The 24,019-nt window shown below is 44.2% G+C and carries 20 protein-coding genes and 1 other annotated feature; of the genes, 12 read left to right on the top strand and 8 right to left on the bottom strand.

What is annotated here, in order from left to right; genetic code table 11:
• Window positions 1-377: 377 nt before the first annotated feature.
• From AC1MBV_RS12795 to rplT, 5 genes are all read left to right on the top strand, one after another.
• On the top strand, window positions 378-620 hold the full coding sequence (locus tag AC1MBV_RS12795) for a hypothetical protein (protein ID WP_480948436.1): 243 nt from the start codon (window positions 378-380) through the stop codon (window positions 618-620).
• A gap of 159 nt (window positions 621-779) precedes the next feature.
• Window positions 780-1,361 carry a DJ-1 family glyoxalase III gene (locus tag AC1MBV_RS12790; protein ID WP_255745745.1) on the top strand — a complete coding sequence of 194 codons (582 nt, stop codon included), beginning with the start codon at window positions 780-782 and terminating at the stop codon, window positions 1,359-1,361.
• A gap of 59 nt (window positions 1,362-1,420) precedes the next feature.
• Window positions 1,421-1,539: a sequence feature (ribosomal protein L20 leader region), on the top strand.
• 56 nt (window positions 1,540-1,595) lie between these two features.
• Complete coding sequence (gene infC / locus AC1MBV_RS12785; protein ID WP_255745744.1) at window positions 1,596-2,099, top strand: translation initiation factor IF-3; 504 nt, start codon at window positions 1,596-1,598, stop codon at window positions 2,097-2,099.
• Between the two features lie 78 nt (window positions 2,100-2,177).
• Window positions 2,178-2,372: a 50S ribosomal protein L35 gene (gene rpmI, locus AC1MBV_RS12780; protein WP_255745741.1), complete on the top strand. Its 195-nt coding sequence runs from the start codon at window positions 2,178-2,180 to the stop codon at window positions 2,370-2,372.
• Between the two features lie 77 nt (window positions 2,373-2,449).
• Window positions 2,450-2,806: a 50S ribosomal protein L20 gene (rplT, locus tag AC1MBV_RS12775; protein WP_255745739.1), complete on the top strand. Its 357-nt coding sequence runs from the start codon at window positions 2,450-2,452 to the stop codon at window positions 2,804-2,806.
• A 164-nt stretch (window positions 2,807-2,970) separates the two neighbouring features.
• Here rplT and AC1MBV_RS12770 read toward each other — a convergent pair whose 3' ends face one another.
• The 4 genes from AC1MBV_RS12770 to AC1MBV_RS12755 form a co-directional block, all read right to left on the bottom strand.
• Window positions 2,971-4,854: an ABC transporter ATP-binding protein gene (locus AC1MBV_RS12770; RefSeq protein WP_480948435.1), complete on the bottom strand. Its 1,884-nt coding sequence runs from the start codon at window positions 4,852-4,854 to the stop codon at window positions 2,971-2,973.
• On the bottom strand, window positions 4,851-6,695 hold the full coding sequence (locus tag AC1MBV_RS12765) for an ABC transporter ATP-binding protein (protein WP_480948434.1): 1,845 nt from the start codon (window positions 6,693-6,695) through the stop codon (window positions 4,851-4,853). Before AC1MBV_RS12765 ends, AC1MBV_RS12770 begins: the two co-directional genes overlap by 4 nt.
• A gap of 236 nt (window positions 6,696-6,931) precedes the next feature.
• A complete protein-coding gene (locus AC1MBV_RS12760) occupies window positions 6,932-7,660 on the bottom strand; it encodes a sensor histidine kinase (RefSeq protein WP_255745734.1) in 729 nt (242 codons plus the stop codon).
• Complete coding sequence (locus tag AC1MBV_RS12755) at window positions 7,657-8,373, bottom strand: LytR/AlgR family response regulator transcription factor (protein WP_255745732.1); 717 nt, start codon at window positions 8,371-8,373, stop codon at window positions 7,657-7,659. The genes AC1MBV_RS12760 and AC1MBV_RS12755 overlap by 4 nt, the downstream gene beginning before the upstream one ends.
• 539 nt (window positions 8,374-8,912) lie before the next feature.
• On the opposite strand from AC1MBV_RS12755, the gene AC1MBV_RS12750 reads away from it, so the two are divergent.
• Window positions 8,913-10,079 (top strand): GNAT family N-acetyltransferase, encoded by a 1,167-nt coding sequence (locus AC1MBV_RS12750; protein WP_255745730.1) that lies wholly within the window; start codon window positions 8,913-8,915, stop codon window positions 10,077-10,079.
• A gap of 80 nt (window positions 10,080-10,159) precedes the next feature.
• Here AC1MBV_RS12750 and sspI read toward each other — a convergent pair whose 3' ends face one another.
• Window positions 10,160-10,363 carry a small acid-soluble spore protein SspI gene (sspI, locus tag AC1MBV_RS12745; protein WP_253058754.1) on the bottom strand — a complete coding sequence of 68 codons (204 nt, stop codon included), beginning with the start codon at window positions 10,361-10,363 and terminating at the stop codon, window positions 10,160-10,162.
• A gap of 110 nt (window positions 10,364-10,473) precedes the next feature.
• Between sspI and AC1MBV_RS12740 the strand changes: the two genes are divergently transcribed.
• The 3 genes from AC1MBV_RS12740 to pheT all read left to right on the top strand — a co-directional run bounded on the left by AC1MBV_RS12740 (window position 10,474) and on the right by pheT (window position 15,349).
• Window positions 10,474-11,232: a TrmH family RNA methyltransferase gene (locus AC1MBV_RS12740; RefSeq protein ID WP_255745999.1), complete on the top strand. Its 759-nt coding sequence runs from the start codon at window positions 10,474-10,476 to the stop codon at window positions 11,230-11,232.
• Between the two features lie 646 nt (window positions 11,233-11,878).
• Entirely contained in the window at window positions 11,879-12,916 is a 1,038-nt protein-coding gene (gene pheS, locus AC1MBV_RS12735) for a phenylalanine--tRNA ligase subunit alpha (RefSeq protein ID WP_255745727.1), read from the top strand.
• A gap of 15 nt (window positions 12,917-12,931) precedes the next feature.
• A complete protein-coding gene (gene pheT, locus AC1MBV_RS12730; protein ID WP_480948433.1) occupies window positions 12,932-15,349 on the top strand; it encodes a phenylalanine--tRNA ligase subunit beta in 2,418 nt (805 codons plus the stop codon).
• A gap of 93 nt (window positions 15,350-15,442) precedes the next feature.
• Here the strand turns inward: pheT and AC1MBV_RS12725 are convergent, their stop codons facing one another.
• Window positions 15,443-16,255, bottom strand: coding sequence for a glycyl-radical enzyme activating protein (locus AC1MBV_RS12725; protein ID WP_480948432.1), 813 nt, complete (start codon window positions 16,253-16,255; stop codon window positions 15,443-15,445).
• Window positions 16,256-16,395: 140 nt separating this feature from the next.
• Here AC1MBV_RS12725 and AC1MBV_RS12720 point away from each other — a divergent pair, with 140 nt between their 5' ends.
• Window positions 16,396-17,154, top strand: coding sequence for a DeoR/GlpR family DNA-binding transcription regulator (locus AC1MBV_RS12720; protein ID WP_480948431.1), 759 nt, complete (start codon window positions 16,396-16,398; stop codon window positions 17,152-17,154).
• A 147-nt stretch (window positions 17,155-17,301) separates the two neighbouring features.
• Window positions 17,302-19,746 (top strand): glycyl radical protein, encoded by a 2,445-nt coding sequence (locus AC1MBV_RS12715; RefSeq protein ID WP_480948430.1) that lies wholly within the window; start codon window positions 17,302-17,304, stop codon window positions 19,744-19,746.
• 120 nt (window positions 19,747-19,866) lie between these two features.
• Here AC1MBV_RS12715 and AC1MBV_RS12710 read toward each other — a convergent pair whose 3' ends face one another.
• Both AC1MBV_RS12710 and AC1MBV_RS12705 read right to left on the bottom strand, forming a co-directional pair.
• Window positions 19,867-20,646, bottom strand: a complete 780-nt coding sequence (locus AC1MBV_RS12710; protein ID WP_255745716.1) for a glycyl-radical enzyme activating protein — start codon at window positions 20,644-20,646, stop codon at window positions 19,867-19,869.
• 15 nt (window positions 20,647-20,661) lie between these two features.
• Window positions 20,662-22,971, bottom strand: a complete 2,310-nt coding sequence (locus AC1MBV_RS12705; protein WP_480948429.1) for a formate C-acetyltransferase — start codon at window positions 22,969-22,971, stop codon at window positions 20,662-20,664.
• A 272-nt stretch (window positions 22,972-23,243) separates the two neighbouring features.
• Here AC1MBV_RS12705 and AC1MBV_RS12700 point away from each other — a divergent pair, with 272 nt between their 5' ends.
• Window positions 23,244-24,011: a DeoR/GlpR family DNA-binding transcription regulator gene (locus tag AC1MBV_RS12700; protein WP_255745712.1), complete on the top strand. Its 768-nt coding sequence runs from the start codon at window positions 23,244-23,246 to the stop codon at window positions 24,009-24,011.
• The last annotated feature ends 8 nt before the right edge of the window (window positions 24,012-24,019 follow it).

Here is a 24,019-nt window from a genome sequence, read left to right as displayed (position 1 = left end):
ATTTACCATATATAATGAAAGAGCAAAAAACGAATTGAAAGGAGGTCATCAAGACATGATGACACTTGGAATGAACGTTGCCGTATCATCAATTGAATATACTGTCCGGGTGACCTCAACGAATTCCTTATTGCGCTAACAATGATGAGTATATGATTAGTATAAAATAAGAACGGATCCGCAGGTCTCGAATGACTGCGGTCTTTTTATGCTCTTTTTTGACCGTACCGGCATTGTCGTTACGGTCTTTTTTTGCCTTTTGGGTGTAAAGCTCAGCGCTTAGCGCTCCGCTTTTATATAAACCATTCTTGCCCTCGGGCATGCGCAGCATGGCTCCGAGCGGTTAAACCAACAACTAAAATGAAAGGATGAAGACTATGTCAACAGCAACTGCACATTTAAGTATGCCGATTGAAGCAAAGGAATTTTTCAATGAAAGACCAATAAATAGGGAGGGAGGTCATACCATGATGAAATTCAATTTATTTGCATTGACCTTTACGATTACGGTCAGAAGACCAAGACCGTTGCGTGAACGCTATGAAGATCGTAGGCGTATTGACGCGCTGAGAAATAAGATGCTTGACAAACGTTTTGAATATGAACGATACATCCGATAATCAATCAAAAAAATAATGAGGAGGAGATTTAAATGATGATCAACATGACTTCAGCAGTTCGCGGACGTTTCGGAAAGGGTACACAATTCCTTTGACTGCGCTCTGCTTTGATTGGTCGAATTGATGTGGTACGATGAAAGAAAAAGGGAGCGCGTGTTGATGAAGAAATTTCTCGTATTGCTTGCAGAAGGATTTGAAGAGACGGAAGCAGTAACAGCGGTCGATGTACTTCGTCGAGGCGGAGTTAAGGTTGTTCTTTGTTCACTTGCCCCGACCTTGCTCGTTGAAGGTTCAAGAAATATTGTCGTCAAAGCAGATGTGAGCATTGATAGTGATGGTTTGCACAATTTTGATGGGATCTACCTTCCGGGTGGCGTTAAGGGTGCGACGACTTTGCGCGACGATGAACGTGCTCAGAAGCTGATTCGTTCCTACAAAAAGAATGGGAAACTCGTTGCTGCTATTTGCGCCGCTCCGATTGCTTTGGAACGTGCCGGAGTGCTGAAAGGCGAAACGGCAACAAGCAATCCGGACTTCAAGGACCATATTAAAGATGCGACATATAGCGAGGATCCTGTGGTTGTTTCGGGAAAAGTTATTACATCTCGAGCTGCAGGAACAACGCTGCCAATCGGTCTTGAAATACTGCGTCAGCTTGGATTGGAGAAAGAAGCAGAGAAAGTCAGCCATGACATGCTGTTCGATTTTCTAATGAAAAATTGTGAAAAAGTTCATTCTTAAAGCAAAGTAAAACTTGCAATAAGGATTCAGACATGATATAGTAATTGAGGAATTGACAATGAGTAAAGCAGAGGCGCCCGGCTTCTCACCTGTTCGACGCAGAAATGCTGTTGCCAGGTATGAATTAAGGAATAAATAGTCAATACGGGCGTTTTCACGCCCGTATTTTTGTTTGCTCACTTAGCCAGCGATTTGCTCAAATTTATTTGGAGGTGGCTCAATATTAGCAAAGATATGATTGTCAACGAAGGTATTCGTGCGCAGCAGGTTCGTCTGATTGGTCAGAACGGAGAACAGGTCGGCATTAAGTCGAAAGCAGAAGCACTAGCTATGGCTCACAATGTGAATCTTGACTTGGTGATGGTTGCTCCCGGCGCTAAGCCTCCGGTTTGCCGAATCATGGATTACGGCAAATTCCGGTTCGAACAACAGAAAAAAGAACGTGAAGCGCGAAAGAACCAGAAAGTCATCAGTTTGAAAGAAATTCGGCTTAGTCCGAGTATTGAAGAACATGACTTTAATACGAAAATGCGCAATGCCAAGAAATTTCTTGAAAAAGGCGATAAAGTAAAAGCTTCCGTACGATTCAGGGGTCGTGCAATCACGCACTCTAATCTTGGACGGCAGGTGCTGGAAAAACTCGCTGAGGAATGTGCAGATATCAGTGTTGTCGAGGCAAAGCCGAAAATGGAAGGACGCAGCATGTTTCTTGTGCTTGCGCCAAAAGCCGAGAAGTAATACAGCAATTTAACGGAACAGCTCTATTAGCGATTTCGGCTGCTATTAGATGCTGATCTTACTAGGAGGATTCTTTTTATGCCAAAAATGAAAACACACAAAGGTGCCGCAAAGCGTTTCAAGAAGACAGGTACCGGCAAGTTCAAACGGGAACACGGCTTCACGAGTCATATGTTCAGCCACAAGTCGAATAAGCAGAAACGCAACCTCGACAAGAGCACGATTGCAACATCAACTCTAGCTAAGAAGCTCAAGAAAATCATCAACAACTGATTCTAAACAATGTACTAAGATTTATTTTCTATGCCGTCACGGTACAGCCGGGCGGTTTATTCCAGGAGGTTTTTACAATGGCAAGAGTTAAAGGCGGATATGTGACTCGTCGCAGACGCAAAAGAGTACTTAAATTAGCAAAAGGTTATTTCGGCGCAAAACATAAATTATTCAAAGTTGCACAACAACAGGTCTTCAAATCCCTGTCTTATGCATACCGTGACCGCCGTCAAACGAAGCGTAACTTCCGCAGACTGTGGATTGCGCGTATCAACGCTGCGGCACGTATCAACGGCTTGTCTTACAGCAAGCTGATCAATGGCTTGAAGGTAGCAGGCATTGAAGTAAACCGCAAGATGCTGGCTGATCTCGCCATTCATGACGAAGCAGCATTTGCAACACTCGCAGAAAAAGCTAAAGCAGTCGCTAAATAAGAGCGATTGAATGAATAAACACCCCCGCATGCCTATTGGTGCATGCGGGGGTGTTGTTTGTTGTATAGGAAATAGGTACGAGAGATTGATCTAATCTGTTGAGCGATGAGAAAAAACCAGAATGCTCGATAAACTTATGAGAGCGTTCAATAATGGGAATAAGCTTACCCAAGTAATCTCGATTTCCGAGGATCTTCTCGGTAATACTGCGCCTGGGCATTCCACAGCTTATAATACTGACCGTTTATGTCTTGAATCAGTTGGTCATGGCTGCCGTTTTGGATCAGTTCGCCTTGATCGAAGACAAGAATATGATCGCAGAAGCGGCATGAAGAGAGCCGATGTGAGATATAGATCGCAGTTTTATCACTGGCAATTTCCTTGAATTTTGAATAGACTTCAAACTCAGCAACAGGGTCCAATGCTGCAGTTGGCTCATCAAGAATAACGAACGGGGCGTCTTTATAGAGTGCGCGAGCAATGGCAATTTTCTGAGCTTCTCCACCGGAAATCTCAACACCGTCAGCGTCTATTTTATAGAGTGGTGTATCCAGACCTTTGCTCATTTTACGGATTCGATCGCCAACGCCCGCCTTGTCAAGACATTCCATTGCGCGTTCTTTGTCGTAATGCACGTCTGCTGCAACGTTTTGCCCGGCGGAAAAAGCAAACAGTTTAAAGTCTTGGAAGACCACAGAGAAAAGCCGAAGATATTCGATGTAGTCGTATTTCTGAATGTTAATGCCGTTGAGCAGAATCTCGCCTTCCTGCGGATCATAGAGTCGGGTAAGCAGCTTGATAAAAGTTGTTTTTCCTGAACCGTTGCGACCAACCACAGCGAAATGCTCGCCTATTTTCAGTTTGAGTGACAGATTTTTCAAAGCGTAGGTTTCAGAGCCCGGATATTTAAAGGACACATTGCGGAATTCAATCTCATATTCATTATCATTGCGCTTCTCAACAGGTAGGCTGCCTTGGTACTTTGGGTTCGGCGTATCAAGAAAATTGAAATAGAGCTCAACGTAATCAATATCCTGCCAAATGTCGGTTGCCGAAGTAATCAGTTCAGAAAAGCCAGTAGTGAATTGACTGATCGCGCCGACATACTGTACAACCGAACCAATACTGATTAGTCCAACCAGCGCTTTCATACCGACGAAAAGATAGACAAATCCGCTGATCAGTGAAGAAATAGCAGCGCTGATTCCCCAGAAACGGCTTTGACGCTTAGACATCTCAATACCGAAGAGACGCATACTTTGCTGTCTAAAATCAGCATAGGCTTTTCCAATCAATTTTTGTTCTTGATAAATTCTTATATCCTTCCCTAATTGATGATCGCGCATTAGATTGCCGTAAAAGCTAAACGCGCGATTAATGATCATCATGCCGTCCATTTTATGGAATACCCATTTGCTGAAGCGAGCGTTTGATATGACAGAATAGATGGACGAAGCAAAGACTAGCCCAAGAAACAGCAAAGACAGCCAAGGTGAATCCAACAAAGAATCCGAGTGCGTTGAAAAGGCCCAGAACAGCGGAAAGGAAAGAATAACAGCAAAAACAACGATGCAAAGGTTAGAAATAAACAAGCTCGTCAATTCAGGAAGCTGCCAGATTCCTCGCATATTCATGTTGGCACCTTCATCAATTTTCTGTTTCTTCAAGTGAAAATCGGGTTTTTCTACATTTTCAAAATCGGTGTTCAGAATCAATTGATCCATCTCAAATACACCGAAGTAATTCAAACGAAATTCGCCCGTATCCTTTATGTGTTCCATCGCTTTTTGCAGCAGATAAACGATTAAGTTCAATACAATTGCTGCTCCGGTCAGCCATGCAAGATGAATCACGGAGCGCGAGCCAAACAATTCATCAATAATCCGGGCGGTTAAATAAATGGTGATGAATGGACTGAACGCTTTGAGCAGCGCGCCAAAAGCAACGGCTGGCAGCAGGGAAGGCACCTTGGATTGAATAAATCCCATCCCACGCCATAAATAATGCCATTTCGTTTTGAATTTTGATTGCTGAGTGCTGGTTTTCAAAGCTGCTCGCCTCCTATCACTTCTCCGTGAAGCTGATCTTGATAATAATGACTTTGAATCGCAAAAAGCTGCGCATATTTTCCGCCTTGTCTCATTAGTTCGTCATGTGTGCCGATTTCAGTAATTTTTCCGTCAGAAAGAAAAATAATCCGATCGCAAAAGCGTGTGCTCGACAGACGATGGGAGATAAACAGAGAGGTCCGTCCTTTAGTTAACGTCCCATAACGCTCGTAAAGATCATTTTCGGAGATGGGGTCAAGCGCCGCAGTCGGTTCATCGAGAATTAGGATCGGCGACTCTTTATACAGAGCGCGTGCCAGCAGCATTTTTTGTAGTTCACCGCCGGAGAACTGTACTGCGTGTTCATGGACCTCTTTAACCATCATTGAGTCTAAGCCTTGTTCGAGGCTGTCCATTTTCTCTTTGAAACCCGCTAATTGCAGACAACGCTCCATTTTCTCCTCATCAATTGCTTCATCAAGCTTTGGCGCGATATTACGTGCAATCGAAACCGGCAAAATATGAATGTCCTGAAAAACAGCCGTAAACAGTTTGTAGTAATCATCACGATTAAAGGAAGTCATATCTTTTCCGTTGATCAAAATGTGACCGGATGTCGGCTGGTAGAATCCGCACAATAATTTAATGCAGGTTGTTTTTCCGGCGCCGTTCAAGCCGACAAGCGCCATTTTTTCTCCTGCATCGATATGAAGACTGACATCATCGAGAATTTTCCGATCATTTCCAGGATAGGAAAAGGATACATGGTCGAAGGTGATCGAGCAGGGCCAGCTGTTTTTAGGCGGAAGCGGCAGCCCCTCATCACGGTTGGATGTATCCTCCATATTCAGATAATTGCGGACATCACAGATTTCTAGACTCATATGCTGTACTTTTGCCAGTTGTTCGGTCAAACTGGTCAGCCAAGTGGAAAAACCGGCGATCGTTCCAAAATAAAGAGTGAAATTGGCAACCGTCAAATGTCCATTCAGCACGAGATAAATCAGATAAGCGTAAGCAACACCATCGCGGCAAAGTGCCATGACGCCGACGGCACCATCTGAAAAATAGTGGCGCAGCGCGATACGTTTATGCCAAATGGTTCGGTCGTTCATCAGTGTGTCAAATCGTTCACTGAACCAGTGTGTGATTTGGTAAAGACGTAGATCTTTACCGGTCGAATAGTCGTCGCATTCCCGAATCAGATAGTCCAGTTTGTTTTCAACGGGTGTCCAGTCGTCTTTATGTACATGTTCATAGACTTGTGCATGACGAGAGAAAAGGAATCCAACAATTGCGGTGAACAGCAGAAAAGCAATGACTAACGGATTCAACGTGGCGAGTACCCCGCCATAAAGGATTATTCCGAAAATATTGGCGGCAAGTGTTACTAAAGCCATAATGATCGCTTCTGTTCCCTTACGATTACCATTTGTAGCCTGATGTGCCTTTTCCAGCTTGTTCTGTCCTTCAGGGCTCTCAAGGTTGCCATAATCCGTATCCATCATCTTCCGCTGCATGAGTACGATGTAATTGATTCGATTATGGTTGACGTTCCATTGTAGCCAAGCATCAAGTGAACGTCCAACAACATTGCAAATCATGATGGCAAGTGTCATGAAAGCGATCACTGTGGCAAAATGCAAAGGGCTTACTTTTTCGGTCAAACTGTCAATCACGAGCTTTGGCATCAAGATACCGAGAAAAGGCAGAAGTACCAGAAAAGGAACGCGCGCAACCGAAGCGAAAAACAGCTTTTTATTCCAACGCCACATATTTTTCAAAACGAAGCCGACATTTTGTATTGTCGAATAACTCGGGTTTTGCTCTGTTTTTTTCACAACACATCAACTCCTTCATGGCTATAAACTAGCACAGAAATCGTTTCAAAAATAAAATCGTGCACGAATGGCACGAAATGAGACACGAATGGTTAAAAACTATTGCATGAAACGAACACATTAGATCTTACTGCGATCCCTCCCTAGTTATAGGGGAGCACAACTTAGTTCTATCTGCTTCCTCTCCCTTGTTACAAAGGAAGCACAACATAGTTCCATCTGCGACCCCTCCATAGCTAAAGGGGGAGCATGATCTCTGTGGCAAACACACCGGGCTCGTTTTGGCGATTTAGGTAGCCGTCATATTTTTTAACTAAAGTGTCGATGCGCATCAGACCGAATCCATGGCCGTCGCCTTTAGTGGTTAGGTAGCGCCCAATGCTTATTTTCTTAAGCATTTCCGGGGCCGAGTTTGTAACGGAAAGGTAGAGCTGCTTTTTAAACACACCGATATAGATGCGGATAAACGGTTGATCTTCGTTGTGCAGCTCTCGACAACCTTCAAGCGCGTTATCGAGCAAATTGCCGATGATGATGCACAGATCGACTTCGTTTACAGAGAGCTTTTCCGGAACTTGGGCTTTAGCATTTACTTTAATATTACTGCTTGCAATCAGTGAAAGCTTGCTGTTCAGAATCGCGTCTAGCTTAATGTTGCCGGTCTTAATCACTGTATCAACAGTTTCTAGATCATTGTCCAGCATGTCTAAATAGGATTTGAGTTCATCCATTTGATCAAGAGCAAGATGGGCTTTCATCGTTTGGATGTGGCTGTGGTAGTCATGGCGCCAGCCGCGCATTTTGTGGTAGATATTCTGGACTTCATCATAGTGTTTGGCAAGCAGATCTTTCTGGTAGGTATCAAGCTGGCGTTCGCCTGCGCGCAGGGTTTGGCGGTGTGTGATGATTGCAGTTAGAACGATCAGAACAAGAGTAATCAGTCCGTAAATGAGATAATCGGTCACTGCTCGGTACCTCCTCTGAAAAAGCGGATAAACGCCTGGTTCACTGCTTGATAACGGCGTCTGCTAACCGGAATTTTCTTGCCGGTGTCCAAGGTAAGGCCTGTTTTGCGAAGCTGACTGATGTATTTTAATCCAACAAGATAGGAGCGATGCGGACGCACAAAGAGATGGGGATCAAGCTGTCGTTCGAACTGATCGATGCTCACTTTGACTTGATAGTGCTGCTCCGCCGTCGTCACGTCAATCGTATGAGCAAAAGCCTCAAGACAAAGGATGTCTTCTTGATTCACTCGGATCATCTCTCCGTTTTGTTCAATCAGCAGCGTTTTTTTCTGCTTAGTGACTTTTTTTGAAGCGCGATCGAGAACAGTAAAGAGTCTTTCCTCTTTCACTGGCTTGATCAGATAGTGCAATGCGGAGACTTCATAGCCTTCATCCATATAATCAGAGAAGCCGGTAATGAAGATAATCGCCAGCAGTTCATCACGCTCGCGAATTTTCCTGGCGAGTTCCATTCCATTTAAAACGGGCATTTGAATGTCCAGAAGCAGCGCGTCATAGCTCTGATCGGTACTCCAAGAGAAGAGAAATCCCTGTGCGTTTTCAAAGAGTTCGAGCATAAGAATCTTGTTGTTCTTTCTCGCCCATTCTTTTACGAGAGTTGCCAAGTATTCTCTTTGCGTTTTGTCATCATCACAGATTGCGATTTTCATTTTTTTCGACTCCGGAATCATCAATTAACTTGATTATACAGTACTATATTTTAATCAGCCAAGAGGCGTGGGAAGCAAATGAGATCCGCCTTGAGATGGAGTAGTCAGATTAACGCTTGACTGCCTAAAATGAAGGCTTTACCTTGAGCGTTTCCAATCAGTTGAAGGCAGGTTTAAAAAACAATGTAATAAACTTGGAAATTCTATTGTGCTCATTCTTGTTTCCCCAATATAATTAATTTATGTTGCAATAATTCATAAAGCAAAGATCTTACAGTTTACGTCAAAGGATGAAGCACAAGATCAATAAGAAATTACCAACACCTTGATTGGAGTGTTGATTTTGATTTTAAAAATTATCGGGATGCCATTGATGCAGCACGCGCATTGCACTATTTAATGAATAAGAAAAAGGATAATTTCTAGAAGAAAAAGAGCACAATAGTTGAAATGAATGGGTTAGTTAAAAAAGTTAATCTTGATCAAATAACAAGTATTTTTGAAACATAATTAAGCAGCGGCGGGGCGGTGATTTTACTATGGACACAATCGAAATTAGGCAGATTCATGACGATCATGAATGGCAAGAAGCGCTTGACTTATGGGTGAACGTTTTCCCGAAAAATCGGGCATTTTTTGAAGAAAGAATCCGGCTTGACCCAAATTGTCAGTCGTATCATACGTGGATTGCTAAGGTGAACGGACAAATGGCCGGAGCTGTTCAGATTTTCCCTTTTCCTCTTTCTTATCATGGGGTGGAGCTTAAATGCGGAGGGATTGGAAACGTTGCGGCTTTGCCTAAGTATCGCGGGAGACATTTGATTCGCACCATTCTGAACCACCAGACGAAGTGGATGGCTGAACATGGCTACGATTTGTCTCTTTTATTTACCGGAATCAATTCGTTCTATGAAAAAGAAGGCTGGCAAACGCTGCCTATGGACGAACTGGTCATGGATGTTAGCCAGATTCCTGAGATGGCTGAGCGGCGGGAATGTCATATTCGACCTATTAACGAATGTGACTTTAATGCTGTACAAGAGATGTATCGGCACTTTATTGGGCCGCTTTGTGGTTCTAGAATTCGAACAGATGCGTACTGGAAAGGGCAGCTGGCATGGAATAAGAATCGCAAAGGCGCATTTTTGAATGCTTTTGACCATGATGAACTGGTTGCTTATCTCAGGTGGGAAGCATTCGGTGAAAATAAAATCGGATTGGTTGAATGCTGTTATTTGCCGGAGCATGAGGCGGCAGTTGCGTCGCTCGTGTATCATTTAAAAGAACATCTGGCACCGGAATGCAGTCTGATGGTGCAGATGCCGGAACACCATGCGCTCTGGAAGTTATTTCAAGAGTGTGGTGCTCGTATCGAGAACTATAACGGTGCAATGTGGAAAATTCTGCGTTTCCATAATTTTTTTCAGAAGATTGAACCGGTTCTTTCAGAGCGACTGATTCATTACACTGGGAACAAGACGTCACTATTGCTCAGAAGCGGAGACAATGAGCTGCTCGTTCATCTCATGAATGGGAAAGCGGAGATTGAAGTTCCGGGAGATTCAGTTACATACCAAACGTCAATTGAGCGGAGGCCAAGCGAATTGGTGAGCGATGTGCTGCTTGGCACCTCTGTGCAATCGGAAACCTATGCAGCACTGTTTCCTAAGAATGACTACGCTTTTTGGAAAACGGATCGATTTTAAGTAGTGTTCTATGCAAGAAAGTCCACTATAAAGGAATTGCCGCATGAAAAATCGGGAGCCAGAAGCCCCCGATTATTTCTTTACACCCCTTGTTCAAGTCGCGTGAGCATCTGATCGCGGAAGGCATTGTCCGATTTGTTCCAAAGAACTTCGAATAGAACGCCTAGTCCGGGAAGCATCTTTTCTTGACCGTCCTGAATAGCGTCAACGACTGTGTCTTGAAGCTGTTTCTTGTCGTTACCGGACAGATTGTGCAGGACTGCGCGGCGAATGTCTAAATCCATGAATAGGAGACCCCTTTCTGTGAGCATTTAAAGCTGGTGATATGGTATAGTATGGGTAGTAAACGGACAAATATGTACCGATTTTAAAGGGGCTCTTATGTGTGAGACGAATGGTGTCATTGCAAAATGAAAAAGTAAAACTATGGAAAAAGTTAAAAATAAGAAAGTGGCGTGATCGTGAGCAAAAATATTTGCTTGAAGGGCCGCATCTAGTGCAGGAAGCGGTTTTTTCCGCAAAACAGCAGATTAACGCGATCTTGATTGATGAAGCGTTTCATTTGCCGACGGATTGGCCGCTTGATTCGATTGAAGTTTTTCAGGTCACACATAAAATATTTACGGAACTGTCACAAACAGAGACACCTCAAGGCATTATCGCCGTGTGCGACATGAGTCAGGCAGCAGTTTCCCTGCGGTCCGGCCGCTACTTGCTCGTTGACGGTGTGCAGGATCCAGGAAATCTTGGAACGTTGATTCGAACTGCAGATGCTTTTGGCTTGGATGCTATCTATCTTGGCGACGGTTGTGTTGACGGATACAATGCAAAGACTCTGCGCTCTGCTCAAGGTTCCCATTTTCACCTGCCGGTCATTCACAAAAATTTATTCAGTCTTGCCGATGAGATGAAAGCACTGAATATTCCTTTATATGGTTCTTCACTGCAAGGCGATGAACTTCATAAAGTTAAAGTAGCCAGCTCTCATTATGGCTTGGTCGTTGGCAATGAAGGCAATGGCGCATCACCCGAATTACTCGCACAGATGGATCAACAGGTGAAAATTCCGATGGCAGGTCGTGCGGAATCGCTGAATGTCGCTGTGGCATCAGGTATTTTACTGTATTGGTTGGAGTCGGGAGGACTTGCATAACGGATTGCAATTGACTATACTAGGAAAAGACTTAAAGAATGATTAGATTCATGGGTAATATGAATCCAAATAGATGTAAAAACCGTGATGGAGAATAGTAATTCGGTATCCGCCGTTCAGGGAGAGTGCGTCGTCGACTGAAAGCGTGCTTATGATACGGACCGAACGAATTCACTCTTGAGTTGCCGTTTGAACGCCGGCGGGCAGCCGGCCTAGGATTGGCCGGCATTCGCCGTTAAATGTTTTCGAGTGGGCTATTTGTTTTTTTTGAATGGTCAACAAGGGTGGTAACGCGACGCTTCGTCCCTTTTTAGGGGCGGGGCTTTTTTGTTTTTTTTAGAGGATGTTCAAAAAGTCCGGGAAAAAAGTAAGGAGGATCTTCTGCTAATGACGTGCACGTCATGTGCACAACGCAGAAGTCACCACATCCTGTGGAAGTTCTGTGTCAGCTGGTTTCTTTGCTCCTCACGTATTACAGGAGATCTTCGACTAATTACACTCACGTCCTGTGAGTAACGTCGAAGTCACTACATCCTGTAGCAGTACGTTCCGGTGCTCGAAACTGCACTTCCTTGATCTTCTCGGCCCTTTTTGTCCTCCTTTTTGAAAAGCTTCATTTAAAAAAGTTTGTGAAGGGATGAAGAACATGTTAAAAGAGAAATTGCTTGAGCTGCGCGAACAGGCTTTATCGAACATTGGTTCAGCAGATGGTCTGAAGGCGCTCCAGGAAGCACAGATCCGTTTTTTAGGCAAAAAAGGACCGATCACAGAAGTTATGAAAAGCATGGGCAAGCTTTCTGCTGAAGAACGCCCGATTGTCGGACAACTGGCGAATGAAGTACGTAAACTCATTGCCGCAAAAATTGAAGAAAAGAAAGCGGACTTGGAAGCGAAGCTGCTTGAGCTGAAGCTTGAGCATGAGAAAATTGATGTAACGCTTCCGGGAAGAAAAATAGCGACAGGCAGTCCTCATCTGCTCGCTTCAATTATTCAGGAGGTTGAGGATCTGTTTATCGGTCTTGGCTTTTCCATTGAAGAAGGCCCTGAAGTCGAACAGGATTACTACAACTTTGAAGCGTTAAATCTTCCGAAGGATCATCCTGCTCGTGATATGCAGGATTCGTTCTATATAACTGATGAAATACTGATGCGTACGCATACATCTCCTGTACAGGCGCACACCTTGGAAAAGCATAAGGGTGTCGGTCCGGTTAAGGTTATCTGCCCTGGAAAAGTGTACCGCCGCGATAATGATGACGCGACTCATTCGCATCAATTCATGCAGATCGAAGGTCTTTATGTCGATCACAATGTACGATTGAGCGACTTGAAGGGGATTCTGACCGTATTCGCGAAGCATATGTTCGGTGCGGACCGTGAAATTCGTCTTCGCCCAAGCTTCTTCCCTTTTACCGAACCGTCAGTAGAAATGGACATTTCTTGTTTTAGGTGCGGCGGTCATGGTTGCAATGTCTGCAAGGGCACAGGTTGGATTGAAATTCTTGGTGCCGGCATGGTTCATCCGAATGTGCTGCGCATGTCCGGCTTTGATCCAAGCGAGTACACAGGCTTTGCATTCGGCATGGGGCCGGAACGTATTGCGATGTTGAAGTACGGCATCGAAGACATTCGTCATTTTTATACAGATGATATTCGTTTCTTGAAACAATTTGATCGGGCATAAGGAGGAGAATGAACGATGCTGGTTTCCTATAATTGGTTGCAGGACTATATAGATTTAGGCGGTGTCACGCCGGAAGAATTAGCGGATAAAATAACAAATTCGGGAATTGAAGTGGAGCACATTGTTTATCCGGGAGAGGGATTGAAGGGTATTGTGGTCGGCAAGGTTGAGTCTTGCGCGCAGCATCCGGAAGCGGAAAAGCTTCATTTGTGTCAAGTTAATCTGGGAACAGAAACCGTTCAGATTGTATGCGGTGCACCAAATGTTGCCGCCGGACAAAAGGTACCGGTTGCGACTGTCGGTGCAAGAATCGCGAATAATGTGAAAATCAAGCGAGCAAAACTGCGTGGTGAGATTTCAAACGGCATGATCTGTTCACTTGATGAACTGGGCTTCGATCATAATTTTGTACCTAAGGAATATGCGGACGGCATTTATGTCTTTGATGATGAGGTGCCGGTCGGTGCAGATGCACTCCCTTATTTGAATCTTGACGACGCTATTCTTGATTTGGATATTTTGGTGAACAGTGCGCATTGCATGAATATGATCGGCGTCGCTTATGAAGTCGGTGCGATTCTTGATCGTCCGATCCAACTGAAAAAGCCGGTAGTAGCTGAATCAGACCAGTTGGCAAGCGAAAAAATAAGTGTCTCCGTTGATGCCGAGCAAATGGTTCCTTATTATGGCGCACGCGTTATGAACGGCATTAAAGTCGCTCCGGCACCACGCTGGATGCAGCTGCGTCTGATTGCGGCCGGTGTTCGCCCGATCAGCAATGTCGTTGATGTTTCAAATTACGTGATGCTCGAATACGGACAGCCGCTCCATACATTTGATTTTGATCAATTCGGTTCGAATCATGTACTCGTTCGTTTTGCCGGAGATCATGAAGAAATCACTACGCTTGACGGCCAGCTTCGAAAATTGACAGATGAGGATCTGCTCATAACAAATGGCAAAAAGGGTGTCGCTGTTGCAGGCGTTATGGGTGGTGAAAATACAGAGGTTTCAAGTGATACGGAAAATGTTCTGCTTGAAGCAGCAGTCTTCGATCCAATTTCAATCCGCAAAACAGCGGCGAGGCTCCAATTGCGCTCGGATGCCAGCAGCCGCTATGAGAAAGGGCTTGATCGTAATCGAGTCGCTCTGGCCGCTGATCGAGCAGCTGAACTGTTAATACAGTACGCCCATGCGACGGTACTTAAAGGTATTGTCGAAGCCGGTGAACGAACGGTAGCAGAGCATCAGATTATGATGCCTTGGCAAAAAATCAATCAAGTTTTAGGATCGGAATTCGCACGCGAACAGATCGTCGGGATACTTGAACGGCTGAATTTTAAAGTTAACGTGGAAGGCGAAATAATGCAGGTATCCGTACCTGCCAGACGCTTCGATGTGACCATTCCTGAGGATCTCGTCGAAGAAGTCGGACGTATTTATGGGTACAATCATATTCCGGCAACGCTGCCTGAGGGCACGTCCTCACATGCATCGTTGACACCTTATCAAAAGATCCGCAGAAGAGTAGAAGGCTTGATGAACGGCATGGGCTTGAGCCAAGCTTATACTTATTCGCTTACATCGAAGGAAAGTGCTTCTTCCTACGCGGTAAGCAATAAAGGAATAGAACCGACACAAGTCATTTGGCCGATGAGCGAAGAGCATGCAGCATTGCGTCAGAGTATTGTTCCTCAACTCATTAACGTTGCTCAATATCACTTGAACAGACAGATGCCGGATATTAAATTCTATGAAATCGGCAAGGTGTTCCTTCCGGTTAAAGGAGAAGCGAGACCGGCTGAGGAAGAGCATTTAGCGGGAATCATTACCGGGAAGCGTACGGAAAGAAATTGGGAAGGCGATCCGGATACAGTCGACTTTTTCTCAGTGAAAGGAATTGTTGAAGCGCTGTTCGATTCCCTGGGTGTCGCTAATCATATCACTTATTCTCCTTCGAAACGGGAGGGGATGCATCCGGGACAAACCGCAGATATTTTATTAAACGGTGAAGTCATTGGTTATATCGGTGCACTCCACCCTAGAGTTCAGAAGAACTGCGGGTTAAATGAAACGTTTGTATTCGAAGTTGCCATTGAGTCGCTGCTCCGTCACGGAGAGGCTGCTATTGAGTATCATGGCTTGCCGCGATTCCCATCGACAACACGTGATATTGCGCTTGTTGTGAAACGGACTGTAGCTGCGGCTGATCTTGATCGGGTCATCCGCGAGAATGGCACTCCGCTTCTTAAATCGGTACAGCTCTTTGATGTCTATGAAGGCAGTCATGTAGCGGCGGATGAGAAGTCTATGGCATTCTCACTTGTCTATTTTGATCCGGAGCGGACCTTGACCGATGATGAAGTGAACGTCGTTCATGAAAAGATTGTCAGTGCCTGTGCGGAGCAGTTAGGCGCGGAGCTTCGTGGATAACGACTAAATATATATAAGTAAAAAGCCAATGTGATTCGTCACATTGGCTTTTTACTTATTACAGCTGAAAATAAATTGTTGCGAGGACGTGGATTAAAAAGATCCATTCAGTTTGACCGCGATTCCCGCTTCGTTCAATACTTTTTTAAAATCTAGGAGATCTTCCGCATGTAATTGACGGACATCTTTCATTTCGTATTCCCGCCCCAATTCTGTGTACTTGTTCAAGCCGAATTGATGGAAAGGGAGCAGTTCAACCATTGTGACACCGATACGTTTAAACAATTGACCGAAATGCGCGGCATCGCTCAAGGCGTCATTAAAGCAAGGAATAATCGGAATTCTGACCATAAGCTTCTTCTGTGCTTTTAATGCGGACTCAAGGTTATGGATAATTAATTCATTATCCACGCCGGTGGCGGCGCGATGTGCTTCGCCGTTCCAATGCTTTACATCATAGAACATAAAATCCATGTACTTAATGAATTCTCGAAAGACAGCAGGCCTGGTAAATCCGGTTGTCTCACAAATGATGTGAATGTTTTCTTTTTTAATTGCTTTCGCAAGTTCAATCACAAAGGGTGCTTGATTAAGCACTTCTCCGCCTGAAAAGGTGACACCTCCATTTGATTCCTCATAGTAATCACGATCCTGTAAAATCACTTTGATAATTTCCGCGATACTCTTGAATTCACCAACAAGCGTAGTATTGCCGTTAGCATGATCGTGCATCTTTTCTGGACACGCTCGTTGAGATTCTGGATTAGCACACCAAGGACATCGTAGCGGGCAGCCCTTAAAAAAGATGACCGTTCGTATTCCGGGTCCGTCGTTAATACTGAACTTCTGAATATTAAAGATGAGTCCTTTTGAATGGCTCGTTTCATCATTAGTAAGCGTTTTCAATTAAGACCGCCTCAATTCCTTTTCATCTTTTTTATTTTAGCATATTATTTACGTAAGAAATGTTAATAAGCTGTGAAAGAAATAAGATGATCAATCAATTGTGATAAACTGAAGAAAACAATGTATAGGAGGCCGTCATTTTGACATCAGAATTAACGACACGTGAAAATGATTTGTTAACGATTGTTACTGATCGAACGAAAATAGATGTTAATGAATTAGCAGAGCTGTTAAGCGTATCCAAGGTGACGATTAGGAAAGACTTAGATCGCTTGGAAGCGAAAGGTCTGTTGCAACGGAAACATGGCTACGCAATGATGAATAATGTTGATGATATCAGCTATCGGCTAGCAAATCATTACGAGGTGAAAAAGAAAATCGCACAACTTGCAGTTCAGTCAATACAAGATAATGAAACAATTATGATCGAATCAGGTTCAACTTGTGCCCTGCTGGCAGAAGAAATTGCCATGGTTAAAGAAAATGTCACAATCATAACGAATTCATTTTTCATTGCGTCTCTTGTGGGTAAATATAACAGCGTTCGCATTGAACTGCTTGGCGGGTCCTATCAAAGTGAGTCGCAAGTAACGGTCGGGCCCATTGCAAAACAGAATTTAGCTGATTTTTTTGTTGACAAACTGTTTATTGGTACGGATGGATTTGATCGAGATGCCGGCTTTTTTGGAAATGACATTATGAGAGCCGAGATGGTTCAGACCATGGCAAAATCAAGCAAGCATGTCGTTATTCTTACGGATTCCAGTAAGTTTAATGAGAAAAGCTTTGTGAAGCAGTTTAATGTCCGAGACATTCACGAGATCTACACGGACAGTGGGTTGGATGAAGAAACAAGCGCCTTTCTCTCTGGTCATGGCATATGTGTGCATATCGCGTAAAAAAGTCGAAAATGCACAAATGACCATTATTTTTTAAAGATTAATGGAATCACAAAATCATATTGTTTGCGCTTACATTAGATGCTATTATGATTACGAAAGAAAGCTTATATTGATTCTTATGAAAATGATCAGGAGGGCTTAATTATGACAGCAGACTCAATGATTCAAGCGCAAACAAAAAGATCGGCGCATTTCGGAGAATTAACACCGAAAATGGAACGATTCCGTAATTCAATCCTTGATGCCAAACCGTTTATTGATGCTGAACGTGCAGTTCTTGTGACACAGAGTTATAAAGAACATGCAGATAAACAGCTGGATCTTAAGCGTGCTTATATGCTTGAGAATATATTGGAACACATGACGATCTACATCGAAGACGACACTTTGATTGCAGGAAATCAGGCACGAAAAAATCGCTGGGCACCTGTTTTTCCGGAATACTCAATGAACTGGGTGATTGATGAACTGGACCGGTTTGAAAAACGTCCGGGTGACGTCTTCTATATTACTGAAGAAACAAAGAAACAATTAAAAGAGATTGCGCCTTTCTGGAAACATAATACACTAGAAGATCGCGGACTGGCAGCCTTTCCGCCGCATAGCAAAATTTTTTATGATCTGGGCATCATCGGAGCAGACGGCAACATTACTTCAGGTGACGGTCATCTTGCCGTCGACTATAAAAATGTGATCAATTACGGGCTGAAATCGTACGAAAAACGTGTCAAAGACGCATTGGATCATTTGAATCTGACTGATATTGAAGATCAAAAGAAATTGTATTTTTATGAAGCGAGTCTGAACGTAATTAAGGCAGTACGGGATTTTGCAAAGCGCTATGCAAATTTGGCAGCAGAGAAAGCTGAGACGGAAAAGGACCCGCAGCGTCAAACAGAATTAAGGAATATGGCTCAGATATTGAATAAGGTTCCTTACGAACCGGCTGATACTTTCTATGAAGCTGTGCAGTCGATTTGGCTCATTCATCTTGTCCTTCAGATTGAATCAAATGGTCATTCGGTATCTTACGGACGGATGGATCAGTACCTGTTTCCTTTCTATCAGCGTGATGTTGATCGCAGAATTCTGACAGATGAACAGGCGACGGAATTGCTGACTAACCTGTGGATGAAGACGCTGACCATTAACAAAGTACGTTCATGGGGACACACAGAATTCAGTGCGGGAAGTCCATTGTATCAAAACGTTACCATTGGCGGTCAGACTCCGGATAAGAAGGATGCGATAAACGGTCTGTCCTATCTTATTTTGCGGAGTGTCGCTCAGGCACATTTGACGCAGCCGAATTTAACCGTTCGCTATCACCGCGGTTTAAGTGACGCATTCATGCGTGAGTGCATCGAGGTCATTAAGCTGGGGATGGGCATGCCCGCGTTTAACAACGATGAAATCATTATTTCATCGTTTATCAAACGCGGGGTAAAAGAAGAGGATGCGTACAATTACAGTGCGATCGGCTGTGTGGAGACGGCAGTACCGGGAAAATGGGGTTATCGTTGCACGGGTATGAGCTTCATTAACTTTCCACGTACACTGCTCATTATCATGAACAACGGCGTTGATCCGGAAACGGGAAAGAAGCTGCTCGAAGGCAGTGGTCACTTTGTCGATATGAAATCCTATGAGGAGCTTGAAAAAGCTTGGGACAAAGGGCTTCGCGAAATTACAAGGCAGAGTGTAATCATTGAAAATTCATGCGATCTGGTGCTTGAACAGGATTGTCCGGATATTCTCTGCTCCACGCTGACCGATGATTGCGTCGGACGCGGAAAAACAATTAAAGAGGGCGGTGCCGTCTACGATTTTATCAGCGGCTTGCAGGTTGGAATCGCTAATCTTGCCGATTCGCTGAGTGCCGTTAAAAAACTGGTCTATGATGAAAAGAAGATCAGCCGCAAGGAGCTTTGGGATGCGCTTACCAATGATTTTGCCGGTGAAAAAGGGGAAAAAATCCGTCAGACACTGCTCAATGACGCACCAAAATACGGCAATGATGTTGATTATGTAGATGAACTGATTCAGAATGCTTATCAGCCGTATATTGATGAGATTTCAAAATATAAAAATACACGTTACGGGCGCGGACCAATCGGCGGACTTCGCTATGCCGGCACATCCTCTATTTCTGCGAATGTCGGGCAAGGTCACAGCACACTCGCCACTCCGGATGGCCGTCATGCCCGAACGGCACTTGCTGAAGGATGCTCGCCGGAGCATTCGATGGATCATGACGGACCGACAGCCGTTTTTAAATCCGTATCAAAATTGCCGACAGCAGATATTACAGGCGGCGTGCTACTGAACCAAAAAATGTCGCCGCAGATTCTGCAGAATGAAGAAAACTGCATGAAGCTGGTATTGCTAATTAGAACCTTTTTCAACAGATTGCATGGGTACCATGTTCAATATAATATCGTCTCTCGTGAAACGCTAATTGATGCGCAAAAACATCCGGAAAACTATCGTGATCTAATTGTACGCGTCGCCGGTTATTCTGCATTCTTCACCGGTCTTTCAAAAGAAACACAGGATGATATTATCGCTCGAACGGAGCAGGCCTTGTAACAGCAGAGATGAACAAAATTTAAAATTTTGGAAACTCATATTAAATAAAATAAAAGACATGAATCCTGCCCGAAAATAGGATTCATGTCTTTTAATTATTGTCATTGTCGATACATTTTTTTACTCCAAGCCGCTGACAACTGTTTTGATCTGAGCACTTTCAAAGAAGGCTTTAACTGTGTTGACTTCTTCCTGCTTGAGGAGTGGTGTGTCCTTCAAGCGATAGCTGCGCTTCAAATACTCATATTTGCCGCTTCCATATTGATGGAAGGGCAAAATATGAATCTCTTTAATTCCGAGGCCGGTCACGTAATCTCTGATCTGCCTCAAGTTTTCCGGCGGTGTCGTATATCCGGGAATCAGCGGAATTCTGGGAATAACGTGCGCTGGTGAATTCAATGCTTCTTCAAAATTTTGTTTGATCGTGCTGATCTTTTCACCGATGATCTGTCTGGCTTTGTCCGGATCCATAATTTTTAAGTCAAATAGGACTTGGTCGGTGTAGGGCAGCACTTTGCGGATTTGTTTCAGAGGAAGCGCGCCAGTGGTTTCAATCGCTGTGCTAATCCCGAGCGCTTTTACCTCCTTTAAGAGTTCCGCCGCAAAATCGGCTTGCATCAGAACTTCACCACCGGACAAGGTCACGCCACCATTTGACGTGCGGTAAAAAATCTCATCTTTTTCCACTTCATGGAGTACCTCATCGACTGACATCCACTTGCCTAAAGGTTCTTCCGCACCGTCTTTCATCCAGACAGATGGGCGAACAGGACCTTGTGATTCAGGGTTTGAACACCAGGGACATTTGAGCGGACAGCCCTTGAGAAAGACAATCGTGCGTATGCCGGTTCCGTCGTGAATCGAGTAGCGCTGGATGTTGAATACAAGGCCTCGTGTCATAACGCATTTCCTTCCTTATAGGACATGCTCGCAGCGAGCAATAATATCGTCCTGAATCTTTTTGTTCAGATCAACGAAGAACGCTGAATAACCGGCCACGCGGACGATTAGCCCGGCATAGTTTTCCGGATGCTTCTGTGCGTCGAACAGTGTATCCCGTGATTGAACGTTAAACTGGACATGTCTGATTTTCAATTTGGTAAAAGCCATGAGAAAATCGGCAAATTTATGAATTCCCGATGAACCCTGCAGCGTGCTTGGCTGAAATTTAAGATTGAGCAGACTGCCGTTAACGCAGAGCACATTGTCAATCTTGCTGACCGATTTTAGGACAGCTGTCGGGCCGAGTCTGTCGCGTCCGACCATTGGCGAGAGTCCCCCGTCAGCCAGCTGATCATGAGCCTTTCTTCCATCCGGCGTTGCTCCGACATCTTCGCCGAGCGGGATATGTGCGGAAACGGTGTATGCGCCTGCGTTGAATTCACCACCTCGAATATTCCGGTATTTGCCAAGCTCAAGTGCATAATGACGGAAAATTTTTGCGGCGATCATATCAATTTCAGGATTATCGTTGCCGTATTTATCGAAATCATGGATCACATGGTTTTGCAGATTCTTGTATTTCCCCTCAAAGTCAGCCTCCAGTGCATCCACTAATTCACTGAATTTCATTTCGTGCTGTTCAAAAACAAGCTTCTTAATGACAAAAAGTGAGTCTGCCAGATTTGCTTCGCCGATGCCTTGAACTCCGGAAAAATTGTAGCGCGCGCCGCCCTCGGTAATATCTTTACCGTTGTCGATGCAATCTTCAACAAGCGCTGAAAGAAAGGGAATCGGTGCGAATTCGCGGTGAGCAAGGTCAACAATGTCAGATCCGATGGTGACATCTTTTACGTAACCGTCAATTCGTTTTAAGAGATACGCAACAAGCTGGTCAAAGGTCAAGTCATCACGATCGCGTAATTCGTAAAGGCTGATTTCCATGATGCGCAAGAAGTTAAATAGGGCAATGTCGTGCAAGCCGTAGGTTTTCCCAGGAATCGTTGTTTCCACGCAACCGACAACCGCATAATCGCGAGCATCATCCAGAGAAACACCTTTGCTGAGGAACCCAGGAATAATGACCTCATCATTGAAAATTTGCGGAATGCCGGTGCCGAGACGAATGGTTTCGCACGTCTTGTTCAGGAATCGACGCGGAATCAACTCATTGATTCGGACAGACAGATTCGGCTGCGGCAAGCGGATGCTATGATACAGATCCAGCATCAGGTAAGAGAGCTCATTTACCGATGACTGACCGTATTGATCGAGACCGCCCAGTGCCACCGTATAACCGGTTGGAAACCCGGCGAAGCATTTGGCACTTTCGCGACTTCTTAAAAGCACGACATCATTGGTTTTAACATAGAAATCCCCAAGCACTTCACGAATGAAAGCTCCCGGAACACCTTCCTCAACGGATTTTTTATAAAAAGGATAGAGGTATTGGTCCATCCGCCCGAGTGAAAGGGAAGAAGCGTTCGATTCGTATTGACCGACGATGCTGGTCATCCAGAGCAGCTGCAGCGCCTCATAGAAGCTTTGCGGCTTCTGACTGCTCAGTCGCTTGCACATGTCAGCCATTTCCAGCAGTTCCACTTTCCGTGCTTCAGTAATTTCGGCGCTCTTGGCTTCTCGAAATGCCTCATTGCGGTAGCGTAAGAAGTGACGGGCCATTGCTTCAAAAATAACCTTAGCGGCTATGAAAAAGTTATTTTCAGGCTGCGCCGCGCTTTTTCTGCTTAATAAATCAATATAGTAACTGACACCATGGTTCAAGATGGCTTGAAAATCCATAATAATATGTCCTTGCCCCTTGTCGGTTTGGTTCAGTTTAATCACAAGATCGTCTACGGCCTTTTGGGCATTCTTCGGGATTTTTCCATTTATAAAGTCCTTCATGGAACGTCCGGACCAATAGGGCAGTAATTGTTCACGATAGACACGTTTGTCCGCTTCGGTAAAATAGAATGCATCTTGCGGACGGTCATGGATGGTGTCCATTTCCTTCATAATCCAATAGGGATCCATCTCAGGAGACAAAATGCCGCTTCTCGGTCTGACGGTTCGATTGCCGACCAATAGTTCACCGGGACGAATGCTGATTTTTACATGGTCAAGGATATAAGCCGTTGCTTTTGCACGTCGAATGATCTGCGGCTCTCCCTCCGTTTGCTTATGGCTTTTCGTAAAAAGAATTGCCCGTTCAAGAGAAATACGCCGTTCGTTTTGAAACAGGAAGGTTTTCATGTCATCAAGAAGACTTTTTTTTCTTATATTCATGAAGTTATTATTTGAAACCGCATACATTTCAGCCGTTGATGTTCGCCCCTTCATAATTGAATAAGAAGATCGTGTTTAGTTGAGTATTTTGTGCAGAGTTTAAGACCCGTTGCAACCTTTTCATCTACATCCCCTATTATAAAGAATATAAAGAAACATTCAATGAGAAACTTGGATTTGATAGAATATAACACATAAGTGCCAAATTTTATAATGAATTATAACGATTTCATGGTATAATTGGTTCAGTTAAAAGATCGGGGCGTTTACATGTGAAGGCATCAGAAATTCAGCAACGGCGCGAACAGATGACGCAACTACTCATTGAAAATAAAAAAATAAAGGTTAGGCAACTGGTTGAACACTTCCATGTGTCTGATGAGACAATTAGAAAAGATCTGAAATACTTGGAAGAACAAGGAATTTCTAAAACGGTTTATGGAGGAGCAGTGCTTGATCAATCGGATGCAATCGAACCGGTAATCAATCGAACGACCACATTTCTGGATGACAAGACAAAAATTGTGAAAGCTGCGCTTGAATTTTTACCTGAAACCTCTTGTGTCATCGGACTTGATCAAGGGAGTACGGTTGCTCTTCTCGCACGATATCTTAATCATTATCAGGGAAAGACTGTTCTCACCAGTTCTTTGACCGCAATCATGGAGTTAATGAATGGAAGCAATGACTTTTACTGTGTCGGCGGTCATTACAGTAAGGCAGATATGTCATTTCAAGGAAACTTTACAAGTCAGGCACTCAATGATATCCGCATTGATATCGGATTTTTCGGATCCAGCGGTGTCATGAACCGAGATGGTTTTTGTACATCGAGTTTTGCAGATGCCGAAATGAAGCGTGCACTGCTTGCAAAATGTCAGACGAAAATTGTTCTGCTTGATCACTCGAAATTTTCTAAAAGTTCATTTGTAAAGGCAGCCGATTGGGGAAGCGTTGATTGTGTGATTACGGATAAGCGGGCACCTGAAGAAGTGCTTGAACCAATCGCAACAAAGACAAAAGTCATCATTGCAAATTGAGATGGGCA

The sequence above is a fragment of the Sporolactobacillus sp. PKPK-6 genome (assembly GCF_056678885.1).
The sequence above is the reverse complement of the archived record's forward strand: the minus strand, read 5'-3'. Positions and strand labels throughout refer to the sequence as shown.